The sequence below is a fragment of the Nostoc sp. MG11 genome, assembly GCF_014904695.1.
GTDB lineage: Bacteria > Cyanobacteriota > Cyanobacteriia > Cyanobacteriales > Nostocaceae > Komarekiella.
In genome coordinates, this window is the sequence record NZ_JACXXN010000062.1 from 1 (window position 1) to 25,192 (window position 25,192).

Sequence of the window (25,192 nt, forward strand, 5' to 3'; positions counted from 1 at the left end):
ACAACCCAGACTGCACAATACCGTCGCCGCGACCTTGGAGTGATGTGACTGCCTCACCCCGACGCATCAAAATCATGCGTCCCGAAGTGGCATCAACGCAGCGAAAAGCAATTCGACAAGGGAGATTGTCGCGTAAATCAGGGGGCAATGCTTGTGGGTCATCTTTACTGCGCTTAGATCCCCGTTGCAATCCAATAGCCACATGAATTTTTAACCCACGTCCCCGTCTTGCAACCTCACACAACTGCTGGTCGTAGGTTTTGCGTAGATTGTCGTCCAGTGGTACAGTCCCTTTATACTCATCAATCTCCAAAAGCCAAGCTGGTTGTTGCGCTAACTCAGCCTTGGTCATAGAGTTACGGCGATCGCATTCTAGATAGTATTCACCCACATACTCAAATGTTTTCCCCATGTCATTGAGGCTAATACTAGGAAAGCGCTCTGCAAAATCTTCGTAGTCGCTGACCTTGCCGCCGCAGATATCCACCCGCGCACCTTGCATCAAAAGGCAGTAGGCGATGGCCCGAAATAAATTCGACTTGCCTGAACCAGTTGTGCCTACACAAAGAATTTGGGGTGTATCCTGACTCTTCAAATCAATCACCACTTCCCCATCTAGTGACTGGCCCAAAACAATTAATCTTTCGCCCTGTGTCCACTGCCGCCCTGGAAAATTGTAATAAGTGCGGTCTTCTGGTTTTAAAGGAACTTCTACTGCTATTTGTTCGGGTGCATAAATGTAAAAAGGTAAATCAATTTTCTCACTTATCCCTAACGCCAATTTAGTTGCTGCTTTAAGTTTAGGTAAAGAATTAAAATCCTTTGTTTTTACCGAAAAAATTAACCTCTCATAGCTCGGCGCTTTATCCACTCGAAGGCACTGAGTTTGAAGTCCGACAACTGCCGCTGCCTTCTTTAATCCTTCAATCTTGGGTGATTGGGGTGACTCAGATTCTACTGCTGTGATAGTGGGAATTACGGACACAACCTCGCCATTAGCACTTTTAAGTACTTGCTGTGCCTGCAATTCCAACTGTCGTTGATGAATTTGGGCTTGCAGTTTGGCTGTCTCCAGTTGCATTTCTGCTTCAGATGTTGCTAGCAGAACATTGCCGCATGTTGTCGCTCCTTTGTATGTTTAAGTTGATATCCCGATTGGCAGAGTATTCGCTTTCTTGGGGTTCGTTAATTCTCCGCAAACTCTTCAATACTGTGTAGTTTCTGTCTGATAATCTGCGCTCCCAATTCCCGACGCTGACCTTTAGAGTTAGTGAATACATATCGGGCTTGCACAGCACAACTAGACGGGTGTTGATAACGCAATTGCGCCCCACGAAACTCGTACAGTTTTCCTTTGACAAGCGTTTTTGGTTCAATCATTTATGATTCCTTCCTTGTATTGAGTGATCTGTTCTACTTCATCAATCGCCTCTACCAGTTCCCCCAAAACATTTACAGCATCGCCAATATAGACATCATTCGTAGTTGAAAAGTAGGGCGAAGACTGAATCAGTCGATACTCTGTAGTACTTTGAACGAGCCGCAAAGTCTGTTGACATCCCTGGAGAATTGCCCGTATTTCAGATGTGGTTAGTATGATTTCCATCTCTGCCCTCCTTTTTAGCTAAACTTCTCAAAATCTGGGCAAGTATCACTCTCTATGCCACCCGGATGTATTCCACAAACCAGCATCACTCCTTGGTATTTAATCCCGTGAAAGTTCCTGCAACCCCTACAAGCTTTTGGCGTTGCTTTGCGTCTTTCTGATAATATCTTGTCGATATCTGACTCGACTTTGAATTGATACAAACTGGCTGAAGCTATCCCTACCCCTCCCAGCGTAAAGCAGGAACCAGGCAAAAAACTTTTGACACTCGCCCCGCTAAGCCCTCTAAATAAAATTGTGCCTCCGATGACTGCTGTTGCTACTCTCAGTCCTCCTGCACAAAGATTGAGATATTTATTCACCATCACTTAAAATTGCTCCTAACATTCCGCTGGCTAGAAACGCCGAAAATCCTACCACCATTGCTCCCAAACAGATATTCTTTTTTGCTTGCCAATAAGTTTGTCCAACAAGCGTAGAATTGGTATTAGTCTCGATTATTTCCAAACCCCAACAGCCCAATGCTCCTACTCCTAAAAAGCTGGTAACTATCAATGAGCTAGTTATCATTATTTCCAGAGTTCGGTCGATGAAGTTTTGCTTTTTGTGAAGTTTAATGCGGCGATGATACACAATTATTTTTCTTTGCTCTGTATACTCAATCTGCTTTTGTTGGGTAACTTGAATAAGTTCTTTACCAGTTATTTTTTCCTTTATGTAGATTGGGACTTTCTATAGACATTCTTTTCTCCTTTTACCTGAAACTTGCTGTGGCTCTGTGTCCGGCTCAAACAACGCTCACATCAAAATCAAGCGACTGAATAAAATCATCTAAAAGGCTCTTGCGGATTGATTTGTACCAAATTTTGCGATCACCGTCCCAAGCAAACTTAGCCTTACTCGCTTTGTGGCGATCCTCGTAGCTGACCAAAGCTTCGATTTCCAGCATCGGGGATTGAGCTAGTATGATCGCATCATTTATTAGCTGTGGTAAATTTTGGTGGCGATTCAAACACTCAACCAACAACCGTACATCGTCTCCAGCGCGATGGACAGTGCTAATTCCAATACCCAGCCAGAGGGCTAAATCAGTAAGTTTGTAACCACCATGCGAATTAATACTGTGGTTAGCCTCAGCTAAAATCCCGCATTGCACACAGCCACGGCTGAGTAATCAAATCCGGGAAGAATTGATTAACCACGCCCGAATCAAACTCGGCATTGAAAGCAACTGCATAATCAGCGAGTGCGGACATTTCCCCAAAAAGTGCAAGTGATCGCTGATAAATGGGATGTGCCGCCTGGGTTAGTTTAGGGCAAATCCCATTGATCGCCTGGGCGCTATTTGCTTCAACTGGAATTAAAGTTGAAACACTGGCGAGCGCTCCCGAATACTCCCCAACCTCGTAAAGAGTAGCGGAGATTTCGCAGGGTGTATTTTCGGTATCTGCGGTTTCGGTGTCTATTATTAGTAGCTTCATCAGAAATTTTTCCAACCTGTGAAATATGAGGCAATTGAAAAAAGAAAGACAGTTTGAAAGCTTGAAACTGCCTTTCTCAAATCTGAAGTTTTAGCGATCACCATAATTATCTGGATGACCGGGAAAATCCTTATAATTTGGATCATCCCAATCGAAAGCTGGCAGGTTAGCAACTTGCTTTTTACTACCAGAACTCACAGCAACTCTCTGCCCCAGTACATAATTCATCCAGGCTTTGATTACCGTTATTTCATTAGTCCCACCAGCGATCGCACCCAGCACTTGCTCTTGATATGAAGATTCAGCAAACCGACGTTCGATTTTATCGTCCGCCCAAGCTAGACACATGGTTTTCACAAGTTCGTCAATAGACGCTTGTGGAAGTTGGCTAGGCGCTTTCGCGTCCTGAAACTGAAGCCACTCTTTGACCAAATCAAGTGGGTAGTCCAAAAGAGTGCGGATTTGTCTGACTCGCGCATCCTGCGGATGTACTGGAGCAGCTTTTGATTTTGGTTCAGTAGGTTGTTCTACAATAGGAAGATTAATCTCTTCATCAAGGTCATATTTAGTAGCAAAAGACAACCTTGATTGAATAGTTTGAATTATACTGACAAAATCAGCATTAGCATCCCATTTGTAGCGAATTCTTTTCCGAGTTTGGGCATCAAAGACACTGCAAAAGACCACCTTCTCGTCCCCAGGATTAGCAACAATTGTGATAGGACGAGTGAAATCTTCTATAAGTAAGGCTGCCACAAGAAACGACTTGGTAAAAATAGTTTCTATACCACTTCTGACGATGTAAAGCTCATCCGCCATGACAACAATATCTAACTTCATGTTGTCTTTGCCTTTAAAATCTACAGATGTCATCCTCAACTCACTGATATATCCTGTTAGCGACTTTTGAGGTACAAGGGTTTTTATCTTTTGTTTAGGGTCGTAGTGGTGCCAACTATATGTACAATTATTAGCTTCTTCTTTGTCTACATAAAGGTAAATAGGGTATGGTGGTTCACCTAAACCTAACTTCACTTCAGTTACCATTAGAAATTCTCCAAATCATCATGAGTATTCTGCTTTGCAGTTTGTTTATATTTTTGTGCTTTTTGCATTTGATAACTAGATGTTTTAATCAAAGGCATAGCGGCTTCTTTAACAGAGGCTTTCGCCTGTTCAAATAAAAACTGAGTCGCTCCGTCAGCATCTTCTTTAGGGTCGATTTGACCCCACAAATAGCACCCGATTTATACCGATTAGTAGTCACCCAAGTTAAATTTTCTTTGATATGTTACAGAGATTATTTTGATTTCCATACGAGTTATTTCAAATCTCTCAAAAAATTAAAGCGGAGCTATTATTTACTAGGCAAAGCCTGATCAAAAGTAGATTTATCAGCTATAATAATCGATTATGACTGATTCAAAAAATCAAAAGTCTCACAAATTAATTCCATTAAATTATGAGCAATGTTTGATAGCACTTGTAAATTTATTGCTGAACTATATTCTCCTGATTTCGCTACTTGGTTATTAGGAGAAACAATCACTTTGACTAAGTTAAGTCCTACAGAGTTATCCTTAGAGCCTATTCGTGCTGATGCTTTAATATTGTTGCAATCAGACGAAGTTGTTCTGCATATTGAATTTCAGACTCAGCCAGATGAAGATATGCCTTTTCGCATGGCTGATTATCGCTTGCGAGTGTATCGCCGTTTCCCCAATAAACGAATGCACCAAGTCGTAATTTACCTGGATAAAACTACATCAGATAAAGTGTATCAAACTACTTTTACTACTGAAACTTTACGACACGAATTTTCAGTAATTCGTGTGTGGGAGCAACCCCCAGAGATATTCTTGAAAACAACAGGGTTACTACCGTTTGCGGTGTTATGTGATACCAATAATCAGGTTGGTATACTACAACAAGCAGCTGCGGCTGTTGATAAAATTGCTGAACGGCGGACACAAAGTAATATTGCTGCTGCCGCCGCAATTCTCGCTGGGTTAGTATTAGAACAAGAAGTGATTGGGCGTTTATTCAGGAAGGACATAATGCGCGAGTCAGTGATTTACCAACAAATTAAAACCGAAGGCAGGGAAGAAGGCAGCGAAGAGAAAGCGCGTGAGATAGCTATCAATTTACTGGCAGAAGGAATGTCAGTTGAAGTAGTTGCACGCATCACTAGTTTATCCGTTGAAGTTGTGCAACAATTACCGCCACCGTCAGTTGAGAAATAAGTTCAAGCTGCCATCGCTTTTACGATTTCCGTCTGTGGCTCATACTTTTTGAGTCGCTCCCATTCTTCCTGAGTAAGACTATCAAACTCTTTGTCCAGCAATTCTTCAAATGTTGCTGGTTGTTGCTGTGTAATCGCTCTTGATATCTTCGTCAAACTCATAAAATCGTTCAGACTAACAGCTGCATCTATAGCTTGTGCATAGCGAAGAGAGTCTACAGCGTTAGACCAGTGAGTAATATGCTCGAATAACAGTCCAATCATGGAGTCAGATTTATAAACCCGGTAAGTTCTGGGACAAGCTCCGTTGACATATACCAGTTTGTAGCCAGGGATTTCCATGACCTCTGCGTTGGGATCTGTCGGGGGCAGGAGTATTTCCTCTTGGGACTCGTCAGATAGCTCTTGAACATGTGCAATGATTCTAGTCTGTGCCATGATGAATATTTATGATTCTTATTGGTAGGCAAGCGCATTCCATCCGGGTAAGCGCTTGCTTTTTCTGTTTAAGACTAAGCCGCGACTGTAAGTCTGACTCCCAAGGATGCCACCGCTATCTCTGCGGTAGGGGCAAACTGATTGCATCCTAGTTGAGCACGTCTGGCATACCACAAACCTTGAGCATTGCACCCAACCAATCCAATGCATTGTCCATCTCGATAAAGTCTGGTGCTGAACGATAGCCAGTCAATCTGTCCCGTTTGAATCTCAAACTTGTTGCAAGCTGCTTCTAATTCTCCATGCAGGCGCTCGTTGCGTTCCAATGGGGTTTCGGGAAGGCTTGCTTTGACTTCTGCCACTGCTGCCTTAAACGGTTCTTTGTTGAAACGAGCGAAACCGTGGGTCATCTTCACCCACACGATATCGTCAGAGTTAATTCAGATGGTAACTACATCCTGCGGCTGGCAATCGTGCGGATAATCGGACTGATTGACGATGGTTGCAATGATGGTGCGATCGCGGTCGGTCAACGGGCCTTTGGCTGGGGCAATCGGTGCTACAGTCTGTGCCTGAGCTTCAAGAAGACTATTGAGTTCCAGTTAGTCGGCTTGTTGATCAATAGAAGAATCAGAAATTGCTTGCTGTGTAAGGTTGTTTAGGTCATAATGAAAATCTCCATTGATTTGGATAAAAGGCGATCGCAAACTTTCCTAGGGTGGGCGGTCGCCTTTACTATGTGTGCAAATAACGTTGTGGTTTAGCACAACGCTCTCAAAAAGTTTAAGCGCAGCTTTGCATTTGTGGCTCAAAGCCTGTGGCACTTGAGCATTACCAAACAGGAGAGCAATAATCTCAGGCGACGTATACGGCTTCAAACGCTTCAACTGCGTCAGTCGTCCTGCTTGGTAATTTTTATTAAGTGCCAAATCCATTTCCCGGCTGTGTACCCCTCGCCTTCTCTGGTTGTGCCAGTGCCTCGGTTACTTCTCAAGCGGTCACTCTGGATTCAACTGTCAAGGTTCGGTAAGTGCAAACCCTTTTAGCGTTTAGAGCGGTTTGCTTTTTTGTGAACTAAATTTAGTATATACGTTTTGATGTACAATGTCAACACAATTGTATAGACAAATTTAGGTTAAAAATTACAGTAACAGGGCTATATTGTTAGTACAGTTGTCATGACTTAAGGAGATTGATAGCTTGAAGATGGTGAATTGTGTGAGCAAAGATAATATATGAGCGCAGACAACCGGATAATGGTACGAATTAGCACTGAAAAGAAAGAAGCTTTCATGGATAAAGTCAAGCAAGAGGGGAAAAACGCTTCTGAAGTACTTTTAGATTTAATTGATAGTTACTTGGGAGCATTAGCCAGAACTAATGACTTAGAGGAGCTAAAACAAGGACTAAGAGAAGAACTTAAAGCAGAACTTCGGCAGGAATTGGGAGGTGAAATTGCGTTACTCAGACAGCAACTATTGGGGGAATCAGCCGCCTGAGAGAAGAAAACGAGTCTCTCAGGCAAATGCGCGATCGAATTTTAGACAGTGTGAAAGAAAAGCCCGCCAATCATTAGGCGGGTTTAATTTTTCGTAGTTACTTTGTACGTCTTATGTTAACCTAATTGTCATGACAAAATAAACCTCCCTAGCGTTGTTTTCGAGGCACGCGCTGGGGAGGATAGTTTCACGAACCATCTTGTAAGTTCATGACTACACAAACAATACCAAATCCTTCTGCTTCACGCACACAAGGCAATGCCGCCATTGACCATTACATCTTTGAAAAAGACTCAACCCTTGACTACAGCAATCTCAACATCAGCATCCAGGAAACCTTCGCCGCCATAGACCGGTTCGAGTGGCAGGCAGTAGACGAAATTATGCAAATGCGGGAGCAACAACTTTACCGCAAAGCTGGTTACAAGTCTTTCGAGCAATACTGCCAAGCTGAATTATCAGCCTGGGGTGGATATCGGAGAATCAATCAACTCTTGGGAGCCAAGAAAGTTATTGACGCATCCGGCGAGTTGGGCAAGCACATCAAAAATGAACGTCAAGCCCGTTCACTGCTACGGCTAGTCAAGGAACCAGAGAAACTAAAACAAGCTGTTGTGATCGCACTTGAAGGCAACTCCTCCCCTAGCGAATCAGACTTTGCATCTGCGGCAAATATTGTGGTTCCTCAACTTCCACGTAAAAAAGTTCAGGAACCAATGGTTCCCAAAATTCAAGAACCAATGGTTCCACAATCTGCCATAGTCACGGTTACTTCACCAACTCATTCAAGACACGGGGAATCAGGAAGAGTTGAAGCAGACCCCCCGAACGACTGGCAGCAGATTGTCACCTTTGAGGATGGTAGCAGGGAACTAGTTAACAATGCTGATTTGAATAATGACGCAATTGTGTCATGTAGTCAGGAAAGAACTTACCCCAAAGAGTATGCTGAGGTGATCGCGCAACTCAAAGAGCAACACCAGCAAGAGTTAGAGCGACTTTCCCAGGAATTGAGAATTGGGCTACAAACAGAAGCCACTGCCAAAGCAGAGGAACAAGTACAAGAACAACTTTCATCCTTGCAACAGCTGTTCAAACAACAGAAAGAAGAAAACATCCAGTTACAGCAACGGCTGGATGAAATGGAAGGGTTAAGGCGGTTGGAGATTGAGAATCAACAATTGCACCGACGTATCCAAGAATTAGAACACGCCGTAGAAGAACGTCCCTCGCAACAGTGGGGGAATACGATGACCCAGCAAGCAACCAAAGCGTTGAACAAAGAAGTTAAGCGATGCCTGCGGCAACATCAAAGACGAACGCTCTTAGAAACTATTGACCTGCGATCACTGGCCCAGGAACCCCCAAAAGAGAATGCCCAAGAGTGCCTACGCTTGATGGGCATGGCTTTGGGGAATCTTGCCAGCGTTATGAACAATGCCCAAGCGCTCGAAGCTGCGGCGATAATTCTGGGGAGTGAACCAACACAATCAGCGATCGCCTATCGAGCCGAACAACTGGAAATGCTGCCCCAAGCGGTTAGCGATATTCGGCAGGTGCTTGCACAGCCTGGGTGTACGTGGCAGGACTATTGGGCAGTGGCGCAAGAGTATGAGTTAATTAAATCAGACTATTGGGTGGAATTGACTAGTGAGGAAACAGAGTTAATTACTGCACTCCAGAACGCATCTATTGAACCGGACACCATCCAAGTCGGCTCTATCGTTGCCCATGCTGACCCTTACCACACTTTGTATGTCGAGAGAGGCGAGGTGGTGCAAGATTTGGGCGAAGAAGTGTTAGTTGCCTGGGATTGTTGGAAGGAGCAATCGAAAAAGACTGATAGATATTTCCGAGATGAATTGCGCTTTTGGCAAGACGAGAACCAGTAAATAAAGACTCGCTTTGAGATAGCTAAAAACTTAAACGCGGCATGGGTGCAATGTCGCTCACATTGTCATGGAAAAATTTAGGAGGAAATATAAATATGACTACAGCGTTAAAAGCAATCAACGGTGGCAGCAAACAGCGAAACGAGCGGAAACTTGCTGACGCGGACAAATCGATTAGACCACATTGCAAAGTATCAATTGAGGATATTAACTGGGTTCGTCAGCAGCCTCCATCTGTGCAGCAGCTTTGGTTAGATAGCGTGGCGGCTGAACAATTCGGGGGTTCTGCCCATAAACTCGATACTAACCTCACCTACAAATCTTTGCAAAAAGCAGGGGCGGCGTTGACTGCCCAAAGCTTATTCCAATTTGAAGAAGTGTTTGGGCGCTTGCCCTCCGGCAGACCAGGACTAATTAGCTACCGTGTTCGCAACCTTCACGGTTATTACAATCGCTTTTACTGGGAATCATCCACGTCTGAAGAAAGCAATTCTTGTAATGAGAAAGCTGTCCACGCCGGGGAGAAAGTAAACCACCCCGAACGGAATAAAAACCACCCCAAAGTGGAACAAATCCAGCCTAATTTGGAATTATTCCAAAAGAATGGTCAAAAAAGTGAGAATTTGCAAGGGTTTCAAAAACCTAACAACGTTTTTAACAACCTGTTAACTACCTACCAACAACCTTAGTTGGTTGTTGGTAGGTAGTTGGTTCTGACGCGCAAAACAAAATTTCGCATGGAGAGGACACGGCGATTGCGCCTTTTGGGGGCGCATCGCCTCCAGATATTCAAAGCGCACCAGAACTTGAAGAATCGCCTACGGCGACGGACTGCACATCGCTGACGCTTGTGGATGCTGTACAGGGTGAATCTGCTTTGTTGTTGGCTGAAAACCTCTCTTGTAGTGTTGAGCCGAAAGACTGTCATGTTCGCGCAGCGTCTCGTAGAGAAGGCACTTATTCCGCCGCGCCCGTGTCATTAAATCAAAGTGAGATATTTGAATGGTTGGATAGAGCAAACCTTGGAGAATGCGCCCCATTGTGGGTAATTCAATATTTGCTAGATAGTAAGTATTATGCCAGCATGAGGGCAACAATCAGCAAGTTTGAGAAGCAGTGGAATCTATCTGTAGTCAATTATCAAGTGCAAGAATCTAGTGAGGCGTTGTTTACCGCCGTTCGCGGAGCGTCTCGTAGAGAAGGCATCACCATTAGATCCAAGGCTAGACTATTGCGAATGGAGAAACTGAAGATGGCTTCTCTGGTTGGGGAAAATCCTGGTTTTGACTTCCTCCAACAATGCTGGAATGACGATCCGGCTTTGCAGATTTTGATCAAGAAATTGCTAGCGAAGTTTCCGCAGTGGGGGATTGCGATTGTGGATGGTGTGTTGGTGGATTGGGAAGACTAGTTAGGAGAGCGGCAAAACCTTCTCTGAACACTATGTCTATATTTCCTCACCCATAACTTGTCCAAGAGGTTTTTTATAATTGAAGGTGAAGTGTTTCCATTTTTTATTGCTTGTCGCATCTCTTCGCACATTGGATATTCACCTACACCACTTAAGCTTACCCAAGCTTTTGATCTGGTAAGCGCAACAAATAACTGGTTACGAATGCACTACATAATAAACTGAGTTACGATTAGAACGTGAAATAAGTTTGAGATTAAAAGTTATGCCAAACTGTGACTATTGTGGAATAGAGTTTGATTTATTTGATGGTATTTATGATGATGGAGACTTCATGTGTGGTAGTTGTATAAGTGGATTTATATATAAGTCTGAGACTGTTCAAGAGAATTCTAAGATCCAATTGAAGCCACAGATTTATAGCCAAACTAAAAAGCAAAATCAATCTGAATCACTTAATCCATCACATAGCATTCCAGTAAGTGAGGAGCAGAGAATAAAAAAAGTCAATGCTAAAGCTGATGGATTAACAAAAAACATTGAAATTATGGTGAAAGGGAAGACTAGCTCAGTTCGTATTAATTCATCAAATAAGAAAGCATTCGACTTAGCTGTTGAACGGTTGGGAATGAAGCTTGATGAATTTCATATTGGAGATGACGATAGTTACTTAGAAATTAGTTTGAAACGTAAGATTCAAAAAAATCTATAATAATACTGTATCTGTTTAAACATCCTAACCTACCTAAAAAGAAAACAACGCTATTTCACTGAAACAGATGAAGATAGCTTTGATGAGGATTATTCCGTCTCTAAGTCTATAAGAAAGTCTATTCAGTCCAGCCAATAGAAAGTACAGGAAGTATTGCAACAGTTACGACAAATACCCTGTACTCCACAGTTTCGGCTAAACGCAGAGATTCAATGCACGGTTAAGCGTTGTTGGGAAAATGTACCAGGGGCGATAGCGATCGCTTATCTCAAAGAAGCACTCCGAACTTGGAAAGGCGTACAGTGGTAAATTGTTGCGGTAGATGCTGCTGATTAAACCGAATGATTAACGATGCCTACGGCAACCATTCCAGCGATCACTTTCAACTACTGGCATACTCCAGCACTCGTTCCCACTCCAAAGGCAATAAAACACATCAGCAACTAGCCGATTACGTACATCGTACCCCCATTTGGAAACTGCGGCATTCCACCACCTTTGTTCTGCCAATTGCAACAGTGGCAGTTCCAGGTACTCATCACGCCATACTTTTGGCTTCCATTGCTCACGCACGGCACTAATCACGCATTGCGTTCGGAAAAAACGACTTTTCATTCTTTTGTAGCCACAGCACATAGTCAATCGTGCTTCTTAAGGCATCCTCTAGTCCGTAAGTGCAAGCTTCTAAAGCCATTTGAACTTCTTCAAGGGAAAAGTCTATGCCAATGGCTACCAATGCTCGTTCATATTGCTTGAATATCTCGTACTCAACTGAGTTTTGTGACCAAAACCACACACTAATTCACCTTTAAACAGTTATTTCCAACTTCTTATAGTTTAATTTTTTAATCGTTTGCAGGCAAAGTCGCTGGCAGAAGCTGATCCAACAGTTATTTGTTCCGAATATTTTGTTAAAAGTAATGTTGTTGCATGAATATAATGTTGTTGTATTAATTTAGAATAATTGAAACGGAAACTCTCTACAAGATTTGCGATGTCTAGGACAAGCTGCGGGAGCATCTACATACTAACGACCCCATGAAAAATTTAGTTCTACTATCTGCTACAGCCCTTACTACCACGTTTGGCTTAGTTTTTGGAACAATGCAAACCGCCTCTGCTTTAGATTGGAACTGGAATTATTCTGGTACTGGTATAGAGGCGAACGGAACTTTCACCACTAATGACACCCCTGATGAATTGGGTTATTACTTAATTTCTGGAATTACTGGTACACGTAATGGTGAAACAATTACTGGTTTACAACCCGCAGGAACTCCAATCCCAGGAAACGAACCTTTTAATGTGGATAATTTAATTAGTCTTAGTAGTCAACAGTTAACGGGTGATGGTTTTGGTTATTCCACATCAGGAGGAAACTTTGCGAGTCCTTTTTTTGCTAGTTTCTTGCCGACACCTAGTTATTTAGAGGTTTTTTCTGCGCCACCATTGACACCAGGTTTTGAAAATTTGGGGACAGAAGATAGTGAATTACCCATTAATTTTTCTGCAACTATAATCAGTGTCCCTGAACCCACTTCTATCCTTAGCTTACTTGCCCTCGGTACTCTCGGCACAACTTCAGCACTTAAACGTAAGCAGTCATTTAAATTCACTGCCAACAAATTCAAAAAAGCTTCTTAAAACTATCAACTAAAACTCATGAACATTGAATACTCTTTGATTTACTAAACCACAATAATACACCCTACAATTTCGACTGAATTCAGAAATTCAGCGCACAGTCAAGCGTTGTTGGGAAAATGTACAGGGGGTGATCGCTTATCTTAAAGAGGCTCTCCGTATTTGGAAAGGGGTTAAGTCACCGGAGGCTGTATTTGTGACAGCCTCTAAAGAAGGTAGAAAACCAGAGGTTGCACAAGTAGTATCTGATACCATTGCTTGGTTCGAGTGGGCTAGGAAAGAAAGGATTGTGCTAGCGATGTCGGAAGGAGGGTTTACACGCCGTCAGATGAAGCGGTGGAGATGCGGGAGATGATGCGGCGGTATCCTATCCTATAGTGTTAGGACTTTGCCAAAGTGTTAAGTCTACACAAAAACACCCATCTTTTCCGCTTCTCTACGAGACGCTGCGCGAACGTTAACGGCTGAAAATTCGGTTTCTCGTGTGGAAGTCAAGGCGGATAACATTGACTAAAGTTCCACCTTACCTGTAGCGACCTGCCCCAAATGATGAAAAATGGTCGAGTGAGGCATTGTTTACCGCCGAAGCGATCACCTACGGTGGGCGTTCCGCCAGCGCAGCACGGTCGAAGGCGCGACCAGGGCGGATGCAGAAACTTAAACTGACGGAACAATTACGCGAAAATCCAGGCTTTGAGTTTCTTGCGGAATGTTGGAATGATGACCTCGCTTTGCAGATTGTTATTAGGAAATTGTTGGCGAAGTTTCCGCAGTGGGGGATTGCGTGTGTGGATGGGGTATTGGTTCATTGGGAAGAGTAGGGATACAACTGTGAGAAAATTAACCTAGTAATTTATACCAATTTTTAAATTGAGCAAAGTCAATTTTATGAAAAAGAACCCTGTTTTCTTGACCTTAATCTTATTGATTTGCACTGCTGCGCCTCAAAAAGCTCTAGCAGATGAGGTTTGGACAACGGAAGAATATAAAGTGGTTTATCAAGAAGATCGCAATAAAACTGCTGTGTGGCGCTATGGTCGCGATGGAGTAATCTTCATTGATGGTTTGGCAGGAGTGTTTAATGACCGAGGTTCATACAATGGCTATTGGGTGCAAAAGTCTTCATCGGTACGTTGCGATACCTATAGAGAAGGGGCAGATGGTAAACCTACTTATCATTGGGGCAGATTTAAAGTCACTTTCATTGATCCTAAATTCCCTTCCCGTTGGAAAGCTGATATTAGTCTTTGCGATCGCGATCCTATGATGACTTTAAACGGTACACCTGTTACAAAGTAATCACCAAGCTAAAACACCTAAATCTATGTAGTGCTTCTAAACACTTATGGCAGATAACGTTGGTTTTGCCCAGCAACCTGCTTGTTGAGCGAAACTTTATTTCCTGCTGATTGTCCAGCAATAAATCCGTCTGTTGATCTGCAAGTAGCCCTTTGATTGCGAGTTGTCAGATTCAGTTTTTCCGAATATGCTCTCAATTCTGCATCTAGTTTTTCGTATAGGGAGCGCATAACGATGGCTGAGATCGCTGCTGAATTGTCGGAAGCTGCCATCCCTTCACGCTTTTGTTTCTCCATAACTTCAAGGATTCGTGCATAAAGTCGGTGAGCAGCACCCAGTTTGAAAGCATTTTTAAAAGTGCGATCGCCGTCCACCTGTTTTGCTAGACGGTCAATTGTTTGAACCAAGTACTCAAACTGCATCCGGGCAGACTGGGTATTAACAGGTCGCCCCAGAATTATTTGCTGGATTCCGTGACGGTCTTTGCGATTGAAACAAAGGCAGTAGTTGGCTTTGGAAACTGCACTAAGCAATATTCCCTTCCACGAGCTTGACCTTTGAGATTCACTAATGATTTGTTCTTCTACTTCTTGGGGTGTGGAATCAACTAAGTCTGCCATCGATAAATTGTGGCGAGTTAGTAATTCTTGAGCTTTAGAGAAAGCGGCAAGTGCCTCCGATTCATTAGGAGACTGAGAAAGGAAGAATAGCTTTTTGATTTTCTCGGCAATCTTCTCTATATCCTGGGGATAGTATGTCTGCATAATTTAACTCAAAATAATAAATGAATTATATTTGATTAACTTGGCTATCCTTTATTAGAATAACCAAGTTAATCATTAATAACTAACTCCTTTCAAAAATTCCTCAAAGCTCTGATATACACTCTCGTCCTGGCGTAAATCATCAATATTAAACTCTTTCTGCATCAACCCAAAACGGAACATCACGTTTGAGAGACAACCGCCACGAACAGTATTCTCTAAAAACAGAACTGCACCAAAACACAATTTGGAATCAGAAGTGATTCGACCTTTTAAGGAATCAGAATAATCTACTGTATTGTGACAGTGAAAGGCTTTATCGTGCGTAATTCCGTTGAGAATATCGGCTGCTTTTTCAGGGGAAAGCGTATATTTTACACATTTTGTAAATGGGCAATCTTTGCAGGGTTGTTTCATTTTGTACTACTTGATAATACTGCATATTTACCACCAAAGTTTTTAATCAGTTTGGTGGTAATTCGTTTACAAATGCCGCCAAAAGTTCTTACTGATGGTCTTGAGGCTAACCACTTTCTCTACAGTTGATTCTGGAATATGAGCAACAGCCACGGCAGCAGGTTGTGGTGTAGAAGTGGTTAACAAAGAATTGAGCAGCTCTTTTTGATAATCAACATCATTTACACTGCGGTAAATAATGTATGGGTCTATCTGCATCCCTAAAGGTGTAGGAACGATTTGCAGATATTCATTAAGAGCTTGAATGTAGCGATGATCAAAATTTCCGTTTGCTACATAAGGGCGCAAAACATTAAGCAGTTGTATCGCCCGTCTGATTACATTCATACCGTGAACACTATCTATCTCTGATTGGCTTTCGATGTAACCCTTGGATTTTTTCTCAGTGACGAGATTGTGAAACTTTTTAACAGCAGCAGAGCGCGAGCTACATTTATGAACTTTAGTTTAAGTCTTGTCACCGACTCTGCCCCATTCAACAATAAGATTATTGTCTTCGACTTTGGCAGACCAGAATTTATTGCTGTTCTGGATAGCACCAACAAAAACTAAGTAAATGGACATGCTTTTGAACCCAATCAACTCGCTAACTTCTGGGCATTGCCCTATCGAATTTGGTGTTGTAGTGCTTCAAGTAGGGTTTCAGCTTCGTCTATTGTTAGCCCATTTAATTGAGAACAAAATCATATAAATCTTGCGTATGCTATCGTAAATTACCAACTCACACAGCGCGTCTTCTAATGCTGTCTTCAACGAATATTCGCCAGGAGTTTGTTCTTCCTGCATGAATATATAAGTTGATAAAGTTATACGAAATAAAAGTTTCGTCTCTCTGTTCAATTGCTCTAAACATGCACCGTACTTATCAACAAGTTGGTCGATTCGGCTTGTTTGACCGTAGTAAGTAACTAAGTCTGTTGCCATTGCATTCAATTCCTTTTTGTTGTAAATAATTGCTGTTAAATAGAATTGCGATCGCCTTTCTTAGACGACCACTTTTCTTTATCAGTTCATATTGCGAAACTTGGCAGTCCTGAGAGAAGTTTGTTTGGCTGCGGTGACAACAGAACTACTTGCCCGTCGTGCGGTAGCAGCCCATGCTTGCATTCGCTCTACTGAAGCTGCATCCTGGATTGCAAGCGGTGTGATATTCTCACAGCACTGCATCAAATCCCCTAACGTCACCTGCTGTGGTCGCCCCTCATCAAATGCCAGCAATGCCGCTTCTGCCGCTAGCGTTTCCAGTTCTGCCCCTGAAAACTTCGCAGTATTAGCTGCGATTGCCTCTAAATACTCGTCTTCCACCGCAATGCCAAATCGCTCCAGGTGAATCTTGAGAATCTGGCAGCGTTCTGGCTCAGATGGTAAATCCACGAAGAAGTTTTCATCAAATCTGCCTTTGCGTTTCAGTTCAGAAGGTAGCGCCGATGGGTCGTTGCAAGTTGCGACAACGAACACACCAGCAGTACACTCACTCATGAATGTAAGCAGATTACCCAGAATGCGTTGGGAAACTCCAGAGCTATCGCCCTGTCCAGACAAGGCTTTCTCGATTTCGTCCACCCACAAGACGCAGGGTGCGATGGCTTCGGCTGTTTTCAAAGCTCTGCGAATATTGCCCTCAGATTCACCAACTAGTGAACCTAGCATCGAGGCGATATCAAGTTGTAGTAGTGGCAGATTGAGGATATTGGCGATGTTTTTGGCAAGTAAAGTTTTACCTGTTCCGGGCGGCCCAGCCAGTAGCACACCTTTTGGTTGTGGCAGATGTAGCGATCGCGCCTCTTGTGTGAACAGTCGCCGCCGACGATTGAGCCACTCACGCAGTAAATCTAACCCGCCGAAGGGGATATTCGCAGGCTTACCCAATTCGATGCCCATCTGAGAGAGCAGCCGGGTTTTGTACTCGATAACTAATGGTGTGACAGTGCGATCAATAGTAATACCATTGCTACTCAAACGCTCTTTGACCGTTAGCCGCAAGAAATCACTGATTTCTTCGAGAGTCAAGCCCAGCGCTGCCCGTGCTAGAGATTCTCTTTCTTCGGTATTTAGCAATACACGAAATGGTACGTCTTGTTCAGTGGCAGATTCTGACAAGTAGTTCAGGTAGGAGTACAAATGCTCCTGAATTTGAGCAATAGCAGGAAGTGGGACTTCGCAGTAGGGAATGAGGCGCACCAAAGAATCGTGCAATTCGATGTTTTGACCCAGAAAGATGATGCGTTTTTCTGTAGGCTTGAGTCGGTGATAGAGGTTTTTTGTCCGTGTGAGTATCTCCCAAGATAACTGCGGTGAGTTCTTACCAACAAACGGTTGAACATTGCCCAGGATAAACACACCAACACCATCGAAACTCTGAATATACTCAAATACAAAGATTAGTGGGTCAGCCTGTGGAGGTCTTTTATACTCTGGCACTGGCTTAAACATTAAGCCACCATCCGACGCAATCAAGCACTGTTCGAGACTGGACACGCCCAAGTTCCAGAAGAATACCGGACTGTTGAGCCTATTGTGAGCCTCAGTAGTTAGCCATTGAATAATGGTCGCTTCATCGGGTGACAACACATCAACAGCAGCGATCGGGATTTGTGAATCGAGTGTAGAGAGAAGATTTGAGAGTTTCATTGGGAGTTATTCAATTACTTTATTTATGCTTTGGCGCAGCTCATATTCCGAAACAGTAGTCAGTTAGTACTTTTAACTGACTACTCATTACTAATTACTGACGTTGGTACTGCTGATGGGTAGTAGTATTACGAATTTGCGGGGCTGACTCTTCTTTGTATGTACGTTCGCTCTCGTCAACCACACCTAACGCGGATTCAAACGGTTGGGTTGCTTCCAGGCAAGACAGCCCATTAAAACCTTCAGCCTCTACTTTCACTTCCCCCGTAACTTGATCAAAGTGTATAAGTATTGCGCGTTCCATCTGTTATCTCCGTGCTGTTTGTTGTACTTGCTGATGTCCACTGAAGGTAAGGCGTAGGGTTTGTACAGTGCCATTGGTTGATTCAGTAATCGCACATTCCCCAAACTGCTCTTGTAGCTCATGAGCTTTGGCACGTACCATTCGTTGTCCATAAGCCAGCATCAACGAGTGAGTGAAGAAATCCTTTCCTAGCCGAGGGTTTGTTTCATAGCTATCGTGTATCACGTCATAGACTTGACTGACTTGATTCCACTTAAAGCCGATGTCTGCACGGGCTTTTATAGTGCTACCACGGACTATAATTTCAGCGCTCTGCCCTTGGGAGCTACCGTAATAACCTTTTAATGGCCGTGCTTTTTCATGAACTTGGGGCGAGAGGTTCAGTAGAGTGAGGGCTTGTACTAAACATTCACGGTTGGTGAGTTTGGTTGTTACCTTTGAGAAATGAGACATAATTAACCTCAATGATTTTATAGATGTAATCCTGTGAACTGTTAATGTGGGTATTACACTTTTAATTTCGGTGATTATCTAAGTCAAAGGCGATGCACCCTCGCCCTTGACCATTTTTTACCTGAACCTAAACGCGTTGACCGTAGCTTTCGCCAGTCCAACCTCACCAGTTGCTAGCTGTTGAAGGTTACGTTGTTCGTCCAACAGCTTGGCGCGGATATCGTTCATCTTTTGTTGCAATTGACTACGCCCATCACTACCCAAATTCTTAGACTCAATTGCCGGATCATTCACAATCGAGTCAAGATGCGTCATCATCGCCTCCAAGCTGCTACCAGCTTGGGAGTCAGCATTCGCCAGCAACACCTGAACTTTCATCAGATGTCGTTCCATCTTCTTTTTGAACTGTACAGGTTTACGCCCCGGTTCCCAATCAGCCAACTCTTCAAGCAACTGCGCGGCGAGTTGTTCACCACCAGCGAGAGCCGATTCTCTTAACCGCTACTCTAGATTTTGGTCATATTGTTGAATGAACTTGGTAATCTGGTCTAGGCACTCAGCTTGCTGCTGGTTAAATTGTTCGGACAGTGCCGGGATAATCACCGGACGACCGATGATTACTTGTAGATAATCTTCTAAGTCTGTAAGGGTGGGGAAAGCTTTTAACAAGTTGGCTTTGACTGACTCCTGCTTATCTAGTGAAAGTTCCCAGGCATTCAATGAGAGGAATTTGTCAATCCGCTCTTGATAATCAATTAATCCAGTTTCATAGTCAAGTTTCAATTGATTGCGGAGAGCAGGAGCTACATTGTCTCTAATATTGATTAGTTGGTTCCACACAAGTGGTGCTAAGTCAATCGGACAGATCCAATCGCCAGTATCAGGAGACATCCACTCTTGTACAGATGAGATTTCTTGACGTAATTGAGCAGCAGCTTCATCCAGCTTTTTGAATACTTTAACACCCCGCAATCCGACTTCGGAATTAGTAACTTTAATTAGGTCAGATTCTACTTCAGATGTTTCAGATTTTAAGACATCTGCCCATTTGGGAGCAGCACTTTTAGTACTATTTTTCAGTTGAATACGGAAGCGAATGCGGGTTCTATTGAGTTTTGAGAAGTTCAATCGTTCGATTGTAGCATTTTGGAGAAAAGTTTCAGTTTGGGCAGAAGCGATCGCTTGTACCATGTTCAGTTAACTCACTACTAATTTTCAATTTCATCAGAGCGCAGCGTTCTTGTAGGGCAATATAATCAAAGGCGCTCACACGAATAACAGTGTGAACACCTTTTGATTACCTAAAAGTAACAATCAAACAACGACCCAATAAACACCTTGATTGCGAACCATGTAGGATTGTCCTTTAAGAGTTACAGATCCCAACTCGGAACTATTCTTGAGTTGCTGAACGTTCCTAATAACTCGATAAACTATCTTGGTCGAACCATTGTTTTGTAACTTGATGGGTCGTTTAATGATGGGTGGTTTGTGTATTGACATAACTCAAAACAATTGAAGTTGCTCGGAGCAATCTTTAGTGGCGGTAGTATTGCAAGTCATTCCTACAACTTCCGAACAGCGAATCATTAATTTATCTCGATTCAGTACCAAGTTTAATTTCTGTTTTTGCCCTGGTATTGGTAAATGACCAAACACATATTTTGGATGAGTATTACTACCTGAAGAGTGGAAATATTTATAAAAAGCTCCATCAATTTGGTACACTTTTGTTGGATTAAGTAATTTGGGATCGTAAACAGAGTTTAGTTCCATTTTTGTTATCCTTATTGAAGAGAAAGAACTAACTGTAGACTTTGAGCGACAAGGCTTTTCGTTTCAAATTCCCGTTCCCATCGTCACCGTTAGTTGTAATTGTTGGTTGAGGGCATTCAGATTTTTTACACTGATAATCCCAATGATTAATCTGCGTTTTTTGCCGATGTTCTACGAGGACAATGATATTCTTGTGTTTTGGGTCTTTACCACTGATTAAATAAGCGTCTCCAAGTGCATAAAAACCAGTCGAAACATAATGTCGTTTGTTGAGAGACATCAACGTATCCCAAGCTTGTTGATGCTGTTGTATTTTGCTCATTTAAACTGTCCTCATTTAAATAATTCATCACTTGGAAGCGTAGCGATGCAATGTGCGATAATGACTTTCACCTTTGGTTATAGTTTGGGGTGCGGAAACCTCTAGTAAGCGAAGTTTCCGCATTTTTCTAGTAAGTACGATGTCCAAGCTTTAAGCGCTAACCTTTTTCTTTGGTTGAGATAATCTGGACGTACCACTAGATGAACGAGGTGTTTGAGAAAGAGGTGCGCTCACTGTGCCAAAGGGAGTGCGAATTTATAAATCTGCATCTAATTCTTGTTGGAGAATTGTTAATCGTGCCAGATGCAAGTCGATTTCGGCTAATATTTTTGCTTCTATCTCTTGTTTTGAAAGTAGACGAACCTGAGTTTCTGGCAGATGTACTACTTGCCCAGAGCTTTCATTAATTAATATTGTGTAGTACCAACCTTCGCTCTGCTTTTGAGTTGAATAGTTAATACCAATAATTCTCCCCTGTTGGGTGCGCTGCCCTATAGCAAAAAGAGGTTGCTTCCATGTACGTGGCATTATGGCTGTGGATTGCATGATTATTTCCCCTCGCTTTGATTAGCTGAATTAACTTCTTGCGCTTGATCTTTATCGTCATCGCTAATAAATTCGTGTCTAATAGCGATTGCATCAAAATCTGAATCACAATTAATGATGCGTCCCAAATCTGAAACAATGATTTTTGGGGTTTTAGAATTAAAACTAAGTTTGGTCATTACTGTTTTTTCTTTCGTAATTTCAACAATTGGTCTTTTAATTCGCTGACTAATTCGTAAGCTTTATCGACATCTTCATCATACTGATTGTTCTCGCTGCGTTGAGCCAGCTTGTTTAAAACACGAGACACAGAAATAATTGTTTGGTCAATGATTTCTTCAGACATAGTTTAGTTGAACAATTGCTTTAGTTATTTGATTATTTGTGAGTAATTGGAATGACAGCATAATAAGCTGCTTCATAAGACTTAAGCAACACTAAATATCAGTCGCTCAAGCCTTATTCATAACCGACTAAAACACCATAGAAGCCGCCGCTTTCGTAACTGCCAAAGCTTGTTTACTGGTTTCTCGCCAGTTCGTTTCTTCACCGTAGGATGTCATGATGAATTCAGCCCCAACCCACACCCTACAGAACAAAACGCTATCATCTGTCCCTGGTTGCGGTTGTAGGGTTATGGGTGAATAAAGCTGTTGTGGAGTCAAACTGGCAATGGCTGCTAATAACCCTTTGGCAAACTGAGTATCGTGCCCGGATTCTAGGATGTATGTTCGGTCAGCCTGAATTGTAGCTAGCAGCTTGTGTACTTCCTTGCCCCGCCGCTCGCACTTCTCGAATCGCAATTCTCGCAGATATCCAGTCAGAACAGTCGCAGCAACAGCACTTGGTTCACCATTATTGAGCGTGTACCAAAGAAAACCGTTGTGGCGATTGCAGTAGATTTTGCAACTGCCAGCTTCAGAGTGCAATCCTAGTTTTGGTTTATTGATTGAAGCGACCAACTGCTTGAGTAGTTCCTCTTGGCGCATCAAAGCAGCAAGTAAATCCGATGTTTCTTGAGGGGTCATTTGTTTGTACCAAAAGCATTTTCACTTTCGCATTGGCGCAGCCGTTTAATTGTGATATATGAAGCGTAGAGCCAATAAAACAGCGCTCTTGATTTCACAAAAGCGCTTTTTATTACTCATTATTTGCCCTGTACAGATTATTGATGTGAATTAAATCTTGCTAGCAAATCTTCACGAGATAAAGTAGGTAATTCTAGTAAAACTCTGGCAAAGTCATCTGGTGGCAACTGCAACAAACTATCGACCACTCCCGTTAATTCCTCATCTACAGAACCGAACCGGAATCTCAACAAGTTTTCCACAACTTGACGGCGTTCTTGCTGTATTCCCTGCTGTATTGTGGTTTCTTCCCATTGTTGGTAAGCTTGTGACAAGTTCATGATTAATTCCTGCTCATCTTCTGTTAAATTTTCTTGTTGTTGAACTACAACTATCCGCCAATTAGTAATTAGTTTGAGAGTATTTTGTCTTAATTGGTTGCCTTCTGGGAGTGTCAACAATTGTGCAACAGCTTGGCGTTGCGTTTCTCCTCTACCCAAAATCCTTAGCCACAATGTTTCTTGTGTAACTGGTAGCTGATCAACCGCTATGAGCGCTGCTCTGAAACATTTCTGAAAAAAGTAAACTCCATTTGGCCAATTTTCTAAGTCTAGTTTAACCTCTAAATCCGCCAACAGAGCTTTACTAGCACTGGGCGATATGATCCACAAACGCGCTAAACTCTCTTCTAGTATGCTTGTCTGTTCTCGCTTGGCTTTGCGTTGCGAATCTGCTATCACCGTGAACAGCTTCAGAAAACAGTTCCTTACTTCCGTTCTACTGGGTTGATTGCTAAATGGTTCTAGTAGCGTTGTATTTAATAGAGCAATTCTGCCCAACAATCCTAGATTTGGAGCTTGGGACTGGGGGGAAGGTGAAAACAACACATCAACAAATCTTGCTGCATCCGTTACTTCCTTATTAATTTTTACTTCGCCTAAAGGAGCCAGTAACTCCTCTAAAAGTTGTTTAGCAAATTTATCATGAGGTTGTTGGATCATTTTTGGAGTGCGACAGCCTACTGTATTTGATTACTTCAGGCGTGGTGGGTATTAAAACCCACCTTTTATTATTAATACTCGCTCGGCAGCATCAACACCTTTTGCGCTAGATACAACGTGATTTCAGGCAAGGGAAAGTCAGTATAAGCAATCCGCTGCCGTAGCACCTCTTTCTCTGAATCTTCTTCACAAATTAACGTTGCTGCTTTCCCGTGAACTATCAAACGCCACACCTGAAAGTCTTTCAACTGGGGATTTGACTGAAGCTGCTGTTGGTAAGAACCAATTGCATCCAGCAACCAATAACATTGCGTTGATTCAGCCAAATACTTTACACCTTCCGAGTAACGCAGAACACCCAACCAATGCCTGTAAACAACTCCTGAACCTGTGAATTGCTCTAAGTCTGCAATCAATTCTTCGGCAGTTTTTGCGGTTGTATTTGTCATGTTTGCAATTCCTATTTGTAACTTCAACGTCACATTGGCGTAGCATTAGATAGCTACTGTAGTTGACTACTCGCACTTCAAGAAATCATCGACCATCTCTTGCGCTGATTCGTCCGTCATTTCTTCATTTGTCGAGGAAGCGACAAATCCATACCTCGTAGCTAGAGCATCTGAATCGATATCCAAGTCAAGAATGCGTCCTAGTTCAGAGATCACAAAACTTTTTGTGTCTTGGTCGTAGCTAAGTTTCATGATTTCACCTGTTTGGTTAAACAAAACAGCGCTCTTGCGGAAACTGTCATCGCTCACTGGTTTCTTGCATCCGAACAATTACGCCGCTACTAACTCCCGACTTTGCGACTCTGGCTGATACTCCACTAGCCTCCGCCGACAACGACCACACCGCATCAGCCGCAGAGTCACACGGGACTTTTTGTTGATGTTCTGACGAAGCCCGAATTACCCACCATCTGCCGTTTGTACAGCCCACTTCACCAAGCTTCACGTCTTGGTGGTAGATACCATCGTCCAGGATTTCAAAACCGTACTGTTCGCATTCGTCAGCAATCTGAACCATGATTTTGTTGCCTGTTGTAGCGGCTGGGGTTTCTTCTTGTACAGGCAGTGTTCCGCGCTGGTAATGCCATGTGATGTAGCTGTGGCATCTTTTGAAAGTGTTCGCGCGATGGATTTCTTCATCATTGACCATAACCACCCAAGGTTGCGTTAGGTCATCGTCGTAGCTGATAGTGGCAATCAGTTGTGTGCCGCAGTAAATCTCATGATCGTAAAAGCTGATTTCGACTGATGTCAATTCTTCAACTGGTTTGACGCAAGGGGTTACAGTTGCTATCGTTTGTGGCATAATTAAATTCTCCGTAATAGGAATAAAGGCGATCGCATACTTTCCAGGTGGGCGATCGCCTTTTAATTGGCGTGAAATGACGTTGTGGTCAGCCACAACATTCTCAAACCAGATTTGGCGCAGCCTTATAAAAGTATTCCAGGGTAAAGCATATTAGCTAATAGCTAAAACACTAGACAGCACTAGGCTCTAGAGAAGATGTTAGTTATTACTATCTTCTGTGCAGCCATGTGGTATCCATTGAAAAGGCGATCGCGTACTCTTGGAGTAGCAATCGCCTTAATTCTCGAAAGATTGAAGTTTTTCGCAACCA

General features: G+C 42.8%; 44 protein-coding genes and 1 pseudogene. 12 read left to right on the forward strand and 33 right to left on the reverse strand.

Annotation, left to right across the window (positions count from 1 at the left end; all coding sequences use genetic code 11):
* The 9 genes from HCR01_RS33415 to HCR01_RS33450 form a co-directional block, all read right to left on the reverse strand.
* Positions 1-1,081, reverse strand: a 1,081-nt coding sequence (locus HCR01_RS33415; protein ID WP_193200252.1) for a hypothetical protein, incomplete at its 3' end; no start/stop codon positions are given.
* Positions 1,082-1,185: 104 nt separating this feature from the next.
* A complete protein-coding gene (locus tag HCR01_RS33420; RefSeq protein WP_193200253.1) occupies positions 1,186-1,380 on the reverse strand; it encodes a hypothetical protein in 195 nt (64 codons plus the stop codon).
* Positions 1,373-1,606, reverse strand: coding sequence for a hypothetical protein (locus HCR01_RS33425; protein WP_193200254.1), 234 nt, complete (start codon positions 1,604-1,606; stop codon positions 1,373-1,375). The genes HCR01_RS33420 and HCR01_RS33425 overlap by 8 nt, the downstream gene beginning before the upstream one ends.
* A 14-nt stretch (positions 1,607-1,620) precedes the next feature.
* Entirely contained in the window at positions 1,621-1,971 is a 351-nt protein-coding gene (locus HCR01_RS33430; RefSeq protein WP_193200255.1) for a hypothetical protein, read from the reverse strand.
* Positions 1,961-2,239, reverse strand: coding sequence for a hypothetical protein (locus HCR01_RS33435; RefSeq protein ID WP_193200256.1), 279 nt, complete (start codon positions 2,237-2,239; stop codon positions 1,961-1,963). The genes HCR01_RS33430 and HCR01_RS33435 overlap by 11 nt, the downstream gene beginning before the upstream one ends.
* A 154-nt stretch (positions 2,240-2,393) precedes the next feature.
* On the reverse strand, positions 2,394-2,762 hold the full coding sequence (locus HCR01_RS39395) for a hypothetical protein (RefSeq protein ID WP_226889870.1): 369 nt from the start codon (positions 2,760-2,762) through the stop codon (positions 2,394-2,396).
* On the reverse strand, positions 2,740-3,087 hold the full coding sequence (locus HCR01_RS39400; protein WP_226889871.1) for a hypothetical protein: 348 nt from the start codon (positions 3,085-3,087) through the stop codon (positions 2,740-2,742). Before HCR01_RS39400 ends, HCR01_RS39395 begins: the two co-directional genes overlap by 23 nt.
* A 90-nt stretch (positions 3,088-3,177) precedes the next feature.
* Positions 3,178-4,134 (reverse strand): hypothetical protein, encoded by a 957-nt coding sequence (locus HCR01_RS33445; RefSeq protein WP_226889873.1) that lies wholly within the window; start codon positions 4,132-4,134, stop codon positions 3,178-3,180.
* The gene (locus tag HCR01_RS33450) at positions 4,134-4,322 is read right to left on the reverse strand and encodes a hypothetical protein (RefSeq protein WP_226889875.1); all 189 of its coding nucleotides are present in this window, start codon (positions 4,320-4,322) and stop codon (positions 4,134-4,136) included. The genes HCR01_RS33445 and HCR01_RS33450 overlap by 1 nt, the downstream gene beginning before the upstream one ends.
* A gap of 234 nt (positions 4,323-4,556) precedes the next feature.
* Between HCR01_RS33450 and HCR01_RS33455 the strand changes: the two genes are divergently transcribed.
* The gene (locus tag HCR01_RS33455) at positions 4,557-5,330 is read left to right on the forward strand and encodes an Rpn family recombination-promoting nuclease/putative transposase (protein ID WP_193200257.1); all 774 of its coding nucleotides are present in this window, start codon (positions 4,557-4,559) and stop codon (positions 5,328-5,330) included.
* A 2-nt stretch (positions 5,331-5,332) separates the two neighbouring features.
* On the opposite strand, the gene HCR01_RS33460 is transcribed toward HCR01_RS33455, so the two are convergent.
* Both HCR01_RS33460 and HCR01_RS39405 read right to left on the reverse strand, forming a co-directional pair.
* Positions 5,333-5,767, reverse strand: coding sequence for a hypothetical protein (locus HCR01_RS33460; RefSeq protein ID WP_193200258.1), 435 nt, complete (start codon positions 5,765-5,767; stop codon positions 5,333-5,335).
* Positions 5,768-5,841: 74 nt separating this feature from the next.
* The gene (locus HCR01_RS39405; RefSeq protein ID WP_226889877.1) at positions 5,842-6,177 is read right to left on the reverse strand and encodes a hypothetical protein; all 336 of its coding nucleotides are present in this window, start codon (positions 6,175-6,177) and stop codon (positions 5,842-5,844) included.
* Here HCR01_RS39405 and HCR01_RS39410 point away from each other — a divergent pair.
* The 7 genes from HCR01_RS39410 (at position 6,169) to HCR01_RS33490 (ending at position 11,590) form a co-directional block, all read left to right on the forward strand.
* On the forward strand, positions 6,169-6,429 hold the full coding sequence (locus tag HCR01_RS39410; protein ID WP_226889879.1) for a hypothetical protein: 261 nt from the start codon (positions 6,169-6,171) through the stop codon (positions 6,427-6,429). The two genes, HCR01_RS39405 and HCR01_RS39410, sit on opposite strands and share 9 nt — an antisense overlap.
* 573 nt (positions 6,430-7,002) lie before the next feature.
* Positions 7,003-7,266 (forward strand): hypothetical protein, encoded by a 264-nt coding sequence (locus HCR01_RS33470; RefSeq protein WP_193200259.1) that lies wholly within the window; start codon positions 7,003-7,005, stop codon positions 7,264-7,266.
* Positions 7,267-7,475: 209 nt separating this feature from the next.
* Positions 7,476-9,158 (forward strand): hypothetical protein, encoded by a 1,683-nt coding sequence (locus HCR01_RS33475; protein ID WP_193200260.1) that lies wholly within the window; start codon positions 7,476-7,478, stop codon positions 9,156-9,158.
* A gap of 95 nt (positions 9,159-9,253) precedes the next feature.
* A complete protein-coding gene (locus HCR01_RS39415; RefSeq protein ID WP_226889881.1) occupies positions 9,254-9,847 on the forward strand; it encodes a hypothetical protein in 594 nt (197 codons plus the stop codon).
* A 161-nt stretch (positions 9,848-10,008) separates the two neighbouring features.
* Positions 10,009-10,569 carry a hypothetical protein gene (locus HCR01_RS39420; RefSeq protein ID WP_320073233.1) on the forward strand — a complete coding sequence of 187 codons (561 nt, stop codon included), beginning with the start codon at positions 10,009-10,011 and terminating at the stop codon, positions 10,567-10,569.
* 265 nt (positions 10,570-10,834) lie between these two features.
* Positions 10,835-11,281, forward strand: coding sequence for a hypothetical protein (locus HCR01_RS33485; protein ID WP_193200261.1), 447 nt, complete (start codon positions 10,835-10,837; stop codon positions 11,279-11,281).
* Positions 11,282-11,434: 153 nt separating this feature from the next.
* Positions 11,435-11,590 carry a hypothetical protein gene (locus HCR01_RS33490; protein WP_226889883.1) on the forward strand — a complete coding sequence of 52 codons (156 nt, stop codon included), beginning with the start codon at positions 11,435-11,437 and terminating at the stop codon, positions 11,588-11,590.
* Positions 11,591-11,626: 36 nt separating this feature from the next.
* Here the strand turns inward: HCR01_RS33490 and HCR01_RS39425 are convergent, their stop codons facing one another.
* Positions 11,627-11,896 (reverse strand): hypothetical protein, encoded by a 270-nt coding sequence (locus tag HCR01_RS39425; protein WP_226889885.1) that lies wholly within the window; start codon positions 11,894-11,896, stop codon positions 11,627-11,629.
* Positions 11,859-12,077, reverse strand: coding sequence for a hypothetical protein (locus tag HCR01_RS39430; RefSeq protein WP_226889887.1), 219 nt, complete (start codon positions 12,075-12,077; stop codon positions 11,859-11,861). Before HCR01_RS39430 ends, HCR01_RS39425 begins: the two co-directional genes overlap by 38 nt.
* A 242-nt stretch (positions 12,078-12,319) precedes the next feature.
* Between HCR01_RS39430 and HCR01_RS33500 the strand changes: the two genes are divergently transcribed.
* From HCR01_RS33500 to HCR01_RS33515, 4 genes are all read left to right on the forward strand, one after another.
* The gene (locus tag HCR01_RS33500) at positions 12,320-12,925 is read left to right on the forward strand and encodes a PEP-CTERM sorting domain-containing protein (protein WP_193200262.1); all 606 of its coding nucleotides are present in this window, start codon (positions 12,320-12,322) and stop codon (positions 12,923-12,925) included.
* Positions 12,926-13,121: 196 nt separating this feature from the next.
* Entirely contained in the window at positions 13,122-13,280 is a 159-nt protein-coding gene (locus tag HCR01_RS33505; RefSeq protein WP_193200280.1) for a hypothetical protein, read from the forward strand.
* A 292-nt stretch (positions 13,281-13,572) separates the two neighbouring features.
* Positions 13,573-13,746 (forward strand): hypothetical protein, encoded by a 174-nt coding sequence (locus HCR01_RS33510; RefSeq protein WP_193200263.1) that lies wholly within the window; start codon positions 13,573-13,575, stop codon positions 13,744-13,746.
* Positions 13,747-13,813: 67 nt separating this feature from the next.
* The gene (locus tag HCR01_RS33515) at positions 13,814-14,224 is read left to right on the forward strand and encodes a hypothetical protein (protein WP_193200264.1); all 411 of its coding nucleotides are present in this window, start codon (positions 13,814-13,816) and stop codon (positions 14,222-14,224) included.
* A 44-nt stretch (positions 14,225-14,268) separates the two neighbouring features.
* Here the strand turns inward: HCR01_RS33515 and HCR01_RS33520 are convergent, their stop codons facing one another.
* The 20 genes and pseudogenes from HCR01_RS33520 to HCR01_RS33610 form a co-directional block, all read right to left on the reverse strand.
* Positions 14,269-14,988 carry a DUF2786 domain-containing protein gene (locus HCR01_RS33520; protein ID WP_193200265.1) on the reverse strand — a complete coding sequence of 240 codons (720 nt, stop codon included), beginning with the start codon at positions 14,986-14,988 and terminating at the stop codon, positions 14,269-14,271.
* A gap of 75 nt (positions 14,989-15,063) precedes the next feature.
* On the reverse strand, positions 15,064-15,405 hold the full coding sequence (locus HCR01_RS33525) for a hypothetical protein (protein ID WP_193200266.1): 342 nt from the start codon (positions 15,403-15,405) through the stop codon (positions 15,064-15,066).
* 66 nt (positions 15,406-15,471) lie between these two features.
* A complete protein-coding gene (locus tag HCR01_RS40590) occupies positions 15,472-15,792 on the reverse strand; it encodes a hypothetical protein (RefSeq protein WP_320073234.1) in 321 nt (106 codons plus the stop codon).
* Between the two features lie 120 nt (positions 15,793-15,912).
* Positions 15,913-16,029 (reverse strand): WGR domain-containing protein, encoded by a 117-nt coding sequence (locus tag HCR01_RS40595; protein WP_320073235.1) that lies wholly within the window; start codon positions 16,027-16,029, stop codon positions 15,913-15,915.
* Positions 16,030-16,107: 78 nt separating this feature from the next.
* Positions 16,108-16,389, reverse strand: coding sequence for a hypothetical protein (locus tag HCR01_RS33535; protein ID WP_226889889.1), 282 nt, complete (start codon positions 16,387-16,389; stop codon positions 16,108-16,110).
* A gap of 81 nt (positions 16,390-16,470) precedes the next feature.
* On the reverse strand, positions 16,471-18,096 hold the full coding sequence (locus HCR01_RS33540; protein WP_193200267.1) for an AAA family ATPase: 1,626 nt from the start codon (positions 18,094-18,096) through the stop codon (positions 16,471-16,473).
* A gap of 94 nt (positions 18,097-18,190) precedes the next feature.
* On the reverse strand, positions 18,191-18,400 hold the full coding sequence (locus HCR01_RS33545; protein ID WP_193200268.1) for a DUF2997 domain-containing protein: 210 nt from the start codon (positions 18,398-18,400) through the stop codon (positions 18,191-18,193).
* 3 nt (positions 18,401-18,403) lie between these two features.
* Positions 18,404-18,853, reverse strand: a complete 450-nt coding sequence (locus HCR01_RS33550) for a DUF1257 domain-containing protein (protein WP_193200269.1) — start codon at positions 18,851-18,853, stop codon at positions 18,404-18,406.
* A 117-nt stretch (positions 18,854-18,970) separates the two neighbouring features.
* Positions 18,971-20,044 (reverse strand): annotated as a pseudogene (locus tag HCR01_RS33555) (hypothetical protein).
* 123 nt (positions 20,045-20,167) lie between these two features.
* Positions 20,168-20,356, reverse strand: a complete 189-nt coding sequence (locus HCR01_RS33560; RefSeq protein ID WP_193200270.1) for a hypothetical protein — start codon at positions 20,354-20,356, stop codon at positions 20,168-20,170.
* A gap of 3 nt (positions 20,357-20,359) precedes the next feature.
* Positions 20,360-20,629: a hypothetical protein gene (locus tag HCR01_RS33565; protein ID WP_193200271.1), complete on the reverse strand. Its 270-nt coding sequence runs from the start codon at positions 20,627-20,629 to the stop codon at positions 20,360-20,362.
* A gap of 28 nt (positions 20,630-20,657) precedes the next feature.
* Positions 20,658-20,951 carry a hypothetical protein gene (locus tag HCR01_RS33570; protein ID WP_193200272.1) on the reverse strand — a complete coding sequence of 98 codons (294 nt, stop codon included), beginning with the start codon at positions 20,949-20,951 and terminating at the stop codon, positions 20,658-20,660.
* Between the two features lie 255 nt (positions 20,952-21,206).
* Positions 21,207-21,497 (reverse strand): hypothetical protein, encoded by a 291-nt coding sequence (locus tag HCR01_RS33575; RefSeq protein WP_193200273.1) that lies wholly within the window; start codon positions 21,495-21,497, stop codon positions 21,207-21,209.
* A 2-nt stretch (positions 21,498-21,499) separates the two neighbouring features.
* Positions 21,500-21,676, reverse strand: coding sequence for a hypothetical protein (locus tag HCR01_RS33580; protein ID WP_191761233.1), 177 nt, complete (start codon positions 21,674-21,676; stop codon positions 21,500-21,502).
* Positions 21,676-21,843 (reverse strand): hypothetical protein, encoded by a 168-nt coding sequence (locus HCR01_RS33585; protein ID WP_193200274.1) that lies wholly within the window; start codon positions 21,841-21,843, stop codon positions 21,676-21,678. The genes HCR01_RS33580 and HCR01_RS33585 overlap by 1 nt, the downstream gene beginning before the upstream one ends.
* Positions 21,844-21,970: 127 nt before the next feature.
* Entirely contained in the window at positions 21,971-22,525 is a 555-nt protein-coding gene (locus tag HCR01_RS33590) for a hypothetical protein (protein ID WP_193200275.1), read from the reverse strand.
* Between the two features lie 137 nt (positions 22,526-22,662).
* A complete protein-coding gene (locus tag HCR01_RS33595) occupies positions 22,663-23,565 on the reverse strand; it encodes a hypothetical protein (RefSeq protein WP_193200276.1) in 903 nt (300 codons plus the stop codon).
* A 71-nt stretch (positions 23,566-23,636) separates the two neighbouring features.
* The gene (locus tag HCR01_RS33600; protein WP_193200277.1) at positions 23,637-24,014 is read right to left on the reverse strand and encodes a DUF6876 family protein; all 378 of its coding nucleotides are present in this window, start codon (positions 24,012-24,014) and stop codon (positions 23,637-23,639) included.
* Positions 24,015-24,080: 66 nt separating this feature from the next.
* Positions 24,081-24,323 carry a hypothetical protein gene (locus tag HCR01_RS33605; RefSeq protein WP_226889891.1) on the reverse strand — a complete coding sequence of 81 codons (243 nt, stop codon included), beginning with the start codon at positions 24,321-24,323 and terminating at the stop codon, positions 24,081-24,083.
* Entirely contained in the window at positions 24,313-24,975 is a 663-nt protein-coding gene (locus HCR01_RS33610) for a hypothetical protein (RefSeq protein ID WP_193200279.1), read from the reverse strand. Before HCR01_RS33610 ends, HCR01_RS33605 begins: the two co-directional genes overlap by 11 nt.
* Positions 24,976-25,192: the final 217 nt, after the last annotated feature.

What these genes read in the sequence shown, in the direction of transcription:
- HCR01_RS33420 (WP_193200253.1), bottom strand. Translation starts at nt 1,380, where the DNA reads ATGATTGAACCAAAAACGCTTGTCAAAGGAAAACTGTACGAGTTTCGT.
- HCR01_RS33425 (WP_193200254.1), bottom strand. Translation starts at nt 1,606, where the DNA reads ATGGAAATCATACTAACCACATCTGAAATACGGGCAATTCTCCAGGGA.
- HCR01_RS33430 (WP_193200255.1), bottom strand. Translation starts at nt 1,971, where the DNA reads ATGGTGAATAAATATCTCAATCTTTGTGCAGGAGGACTGAGAGTAGCA.
- HCR01_RS39400 (WP_226889871.1), bottom strand. Translation starts at nt 3,087, where the DNA reads ATGAAGCTACTAATAATAGACACCGAAACCGCAGATACCGAAAATACA.
- HCR01_RS33445 (WP_226889873.1), bottom strand. Translation starts at nt 4,134, where the DNA reads ATGGTAACTGAAGTGAAGTTAGGTTTAGGTGAACCACCATACCCTATT.
- HCR01_RS33455 (WP_193200257.1), top strand. Translation starts at nt 4,557, where the DNA reads ATGTTTGATAGCACTTGTAAATTTATTGCTGAACTATATTCTCCTGAT.
- HCR01_RS33460 (WP_193200258.1), bottom strand. Translation starts at nt 5,767, where the DNA reads ATGGCACAGACTAGAATCATTGCACATGTTCAAGAGCTATCTGACGAG.
- HCR01_RS39405 (WP_226889877.1), bottom strand. Translation starts at nt 6,177, where the DNA reads ATGACCCACGGTTTCGCTCGTTTCAACAAAGAACCGTTTAAGGCAGCA.
- HCR01_RS33470 (WP_193200259.1), top strand. Translation starts at nt 7,003, where the DNA reads ATGAGCGCAGACAACCGGATAATGGTACGAATTAGCACTGAAAAGAAA.
- HCR01_RS33475 (WP_193200260.1), top strand. Translation starts at nt 7,476, where the DNA reads ATGACTACACAAACAATACCAAATCCTTCTGCTTCACGCACACAAGGC.
- HCR01_RS39415 (WP_226889881.1), top strand. Translation starts at nt 9,254, where the DNA reads ATGACTACAGCGTTAAAAGCAATCAACGGTGGCAGCAAACAGCGAAAC.
- HCR01_RS33485 (WP_193200261.1), top strand. Translation starts at nt 10,835, where the DNA reads ATGCCAAACTGTGACTATTGTGGAATAGAGTTTGATTTATTTGATGGT.
- HCR01_RS39425 (WP_226889885.1), bottom strand. Translation starts at nt 11,896, where the DNA reads ATGAAAAGTCGTTTTTTCCGAACGCAATGCGTGATTAGTGCCGTGCGT.
- HCR01_RS33500 (WP_193200262.1), top strand. Translation starts at nt 12,320, where the DNA reads ATGAAAAATTTAGTTCTACTATCTGCTACAGCCCTTACTACCACGTTT.
- HCR01_RS33510 (WP_193200263.1), top strand. Translation starts at nt 13,573, where the DNA reads ATGCAGAAACTTAAACTGACGGAACAATTACGCGAAAATCCAGGCTTT.
- HCR01_RS33515 (WP_193200264.1), top strand. Translation starts at nt 13,814, where the DNA reads ATGAAAAAGAACCCTGTTTTCTTGACCTTAATCTTATTGATTTGCACT.
- HCR01_RS33520 (WP_193200265.1), bottom strand. Translation starts at nt 14,988, where the DNA reads ATGCAGACATACTATCCCCAGGATATAGAGAAGATTGCCGAGAAAATC.
- HCR01_RS33525 (WP_193200266.1), bottom strand. Translation starts at nt 15,405, where the DNA reads ATGAAACAACCCTGCAAAGATTGCCCATTTACAAAATGTGTAAAATAT.
- HCR01_RS40590 (WP_320073234.1), bottom strand. Translation starts at nt 15,792, where the DNA reads ATGAATGTAATCAGACGGGCGATACAACTGCTTAATGTTTTGCGCCCT.
- HCR01_RS40595 (WP_320073235.1), bottom strand. Translation starts at nt 16,029, where the DNA reads ATGTCCATTTACTTAGTTTTTGTTGGTGCTATCCAGAACAGCAATAAA.
- HCR01_RS33535 (WP_226889889.1), bottom strand. Translation starts at nt 16,389, where the DNA reads ATGGCAACAGACTTAGTTACTTACTACGGTCAAACAAGCCGAATCGAC.
- HCR01_RS33540 (WP_193200267.1), bottom strand. Translation starts at nt 18,096, where the DNA reads ATGAAACTCTCAAATCTTCTCTCTACACTCGATTCACAAATCCCGATC.
- HCR01_RS33545 (WP_193200268.1), bottom strand. Translation starts at nt 18,400, where the DNA reads ATGGAACGCGCAATACTTATACACTTTGATCAAGTTACGGGGGAAGTG.
- HCR01_RS33550 (WP_193200269.1), bottom strand. Translation starts at nt 18,853, where the DNA reads ATGTCTCATTTCTCAAAGGTAACAACCAAACTCACCAACCGTGAATGT.
- HCR01_RS33560 (WP_193200270.1), bottom strand. Translation starts at nt 20,356, where the DNA reads ATGTCAATACACAAACCACCCATCATTAAACGACCCATCAAGTTACAA.
- HCR01_RS33565 (WP_193200271.1), bottom strand. Translation starts at nt 20,629, where the DNA reads ATGGAACTAAACTCTGTTTACGATCCCAAATTACTTAATCCAACAAAA.
- HCR01_RS33570 (WP_193200272.1), bottom strand. Translation starts at nt 20,951, where the DNA reads ATGAGCAAAATACAACAGCATCAACAAGCTTGGGATACGTTGATGTCT.
- HCR01_RS33575 (WP_193200273.1), bottom strand. Translation starts at nt 21,497, where the DNA reads ATGCAATCCACAGCCATAATGCCACGTACATGGAAGCAACCTCTTTTT.
- HCR01_RS33580 (WP_191761233.1), bottom strand. Translation starts at nt 21,676, where the DNA reads ATGACCAAACTTAGTTTTAATTCTAAAACCCCAAAAATCATTGTTTCA.
- HCR01_RS33585 (WP_193200274.1), bottom strand. Translation starts at nt 21,843, where the DNA reads ATGTCTGAAGAAATCATTGACCAAACAATTATTTCTGTGTCTCGTGTT.
- HCR01_RS33590 (WP_193200275.1), bottom strand. Translation starts at nt 22,525, where the DNA reads ATGACCCCTCAAGAAACATCGGATTTACTTGCTGCTTTGATGCGCCAA.
- HCR01_RS33595 (WP_193200276.1), bottom strand. Translation starts at nt 23,565, where the DNA reads ATGATCCAACAACCTCATGATAAATTTGCTAAACAACTTTTAGAGGAG.
- HCR01_RS33600 (WP_193200277.1), bottom strand. Translation starts at nt 24,014, where the DNA reads ATGACAAATACAACCGCAAAAACTGCCGAAGAATTGATTGCAGACTTA.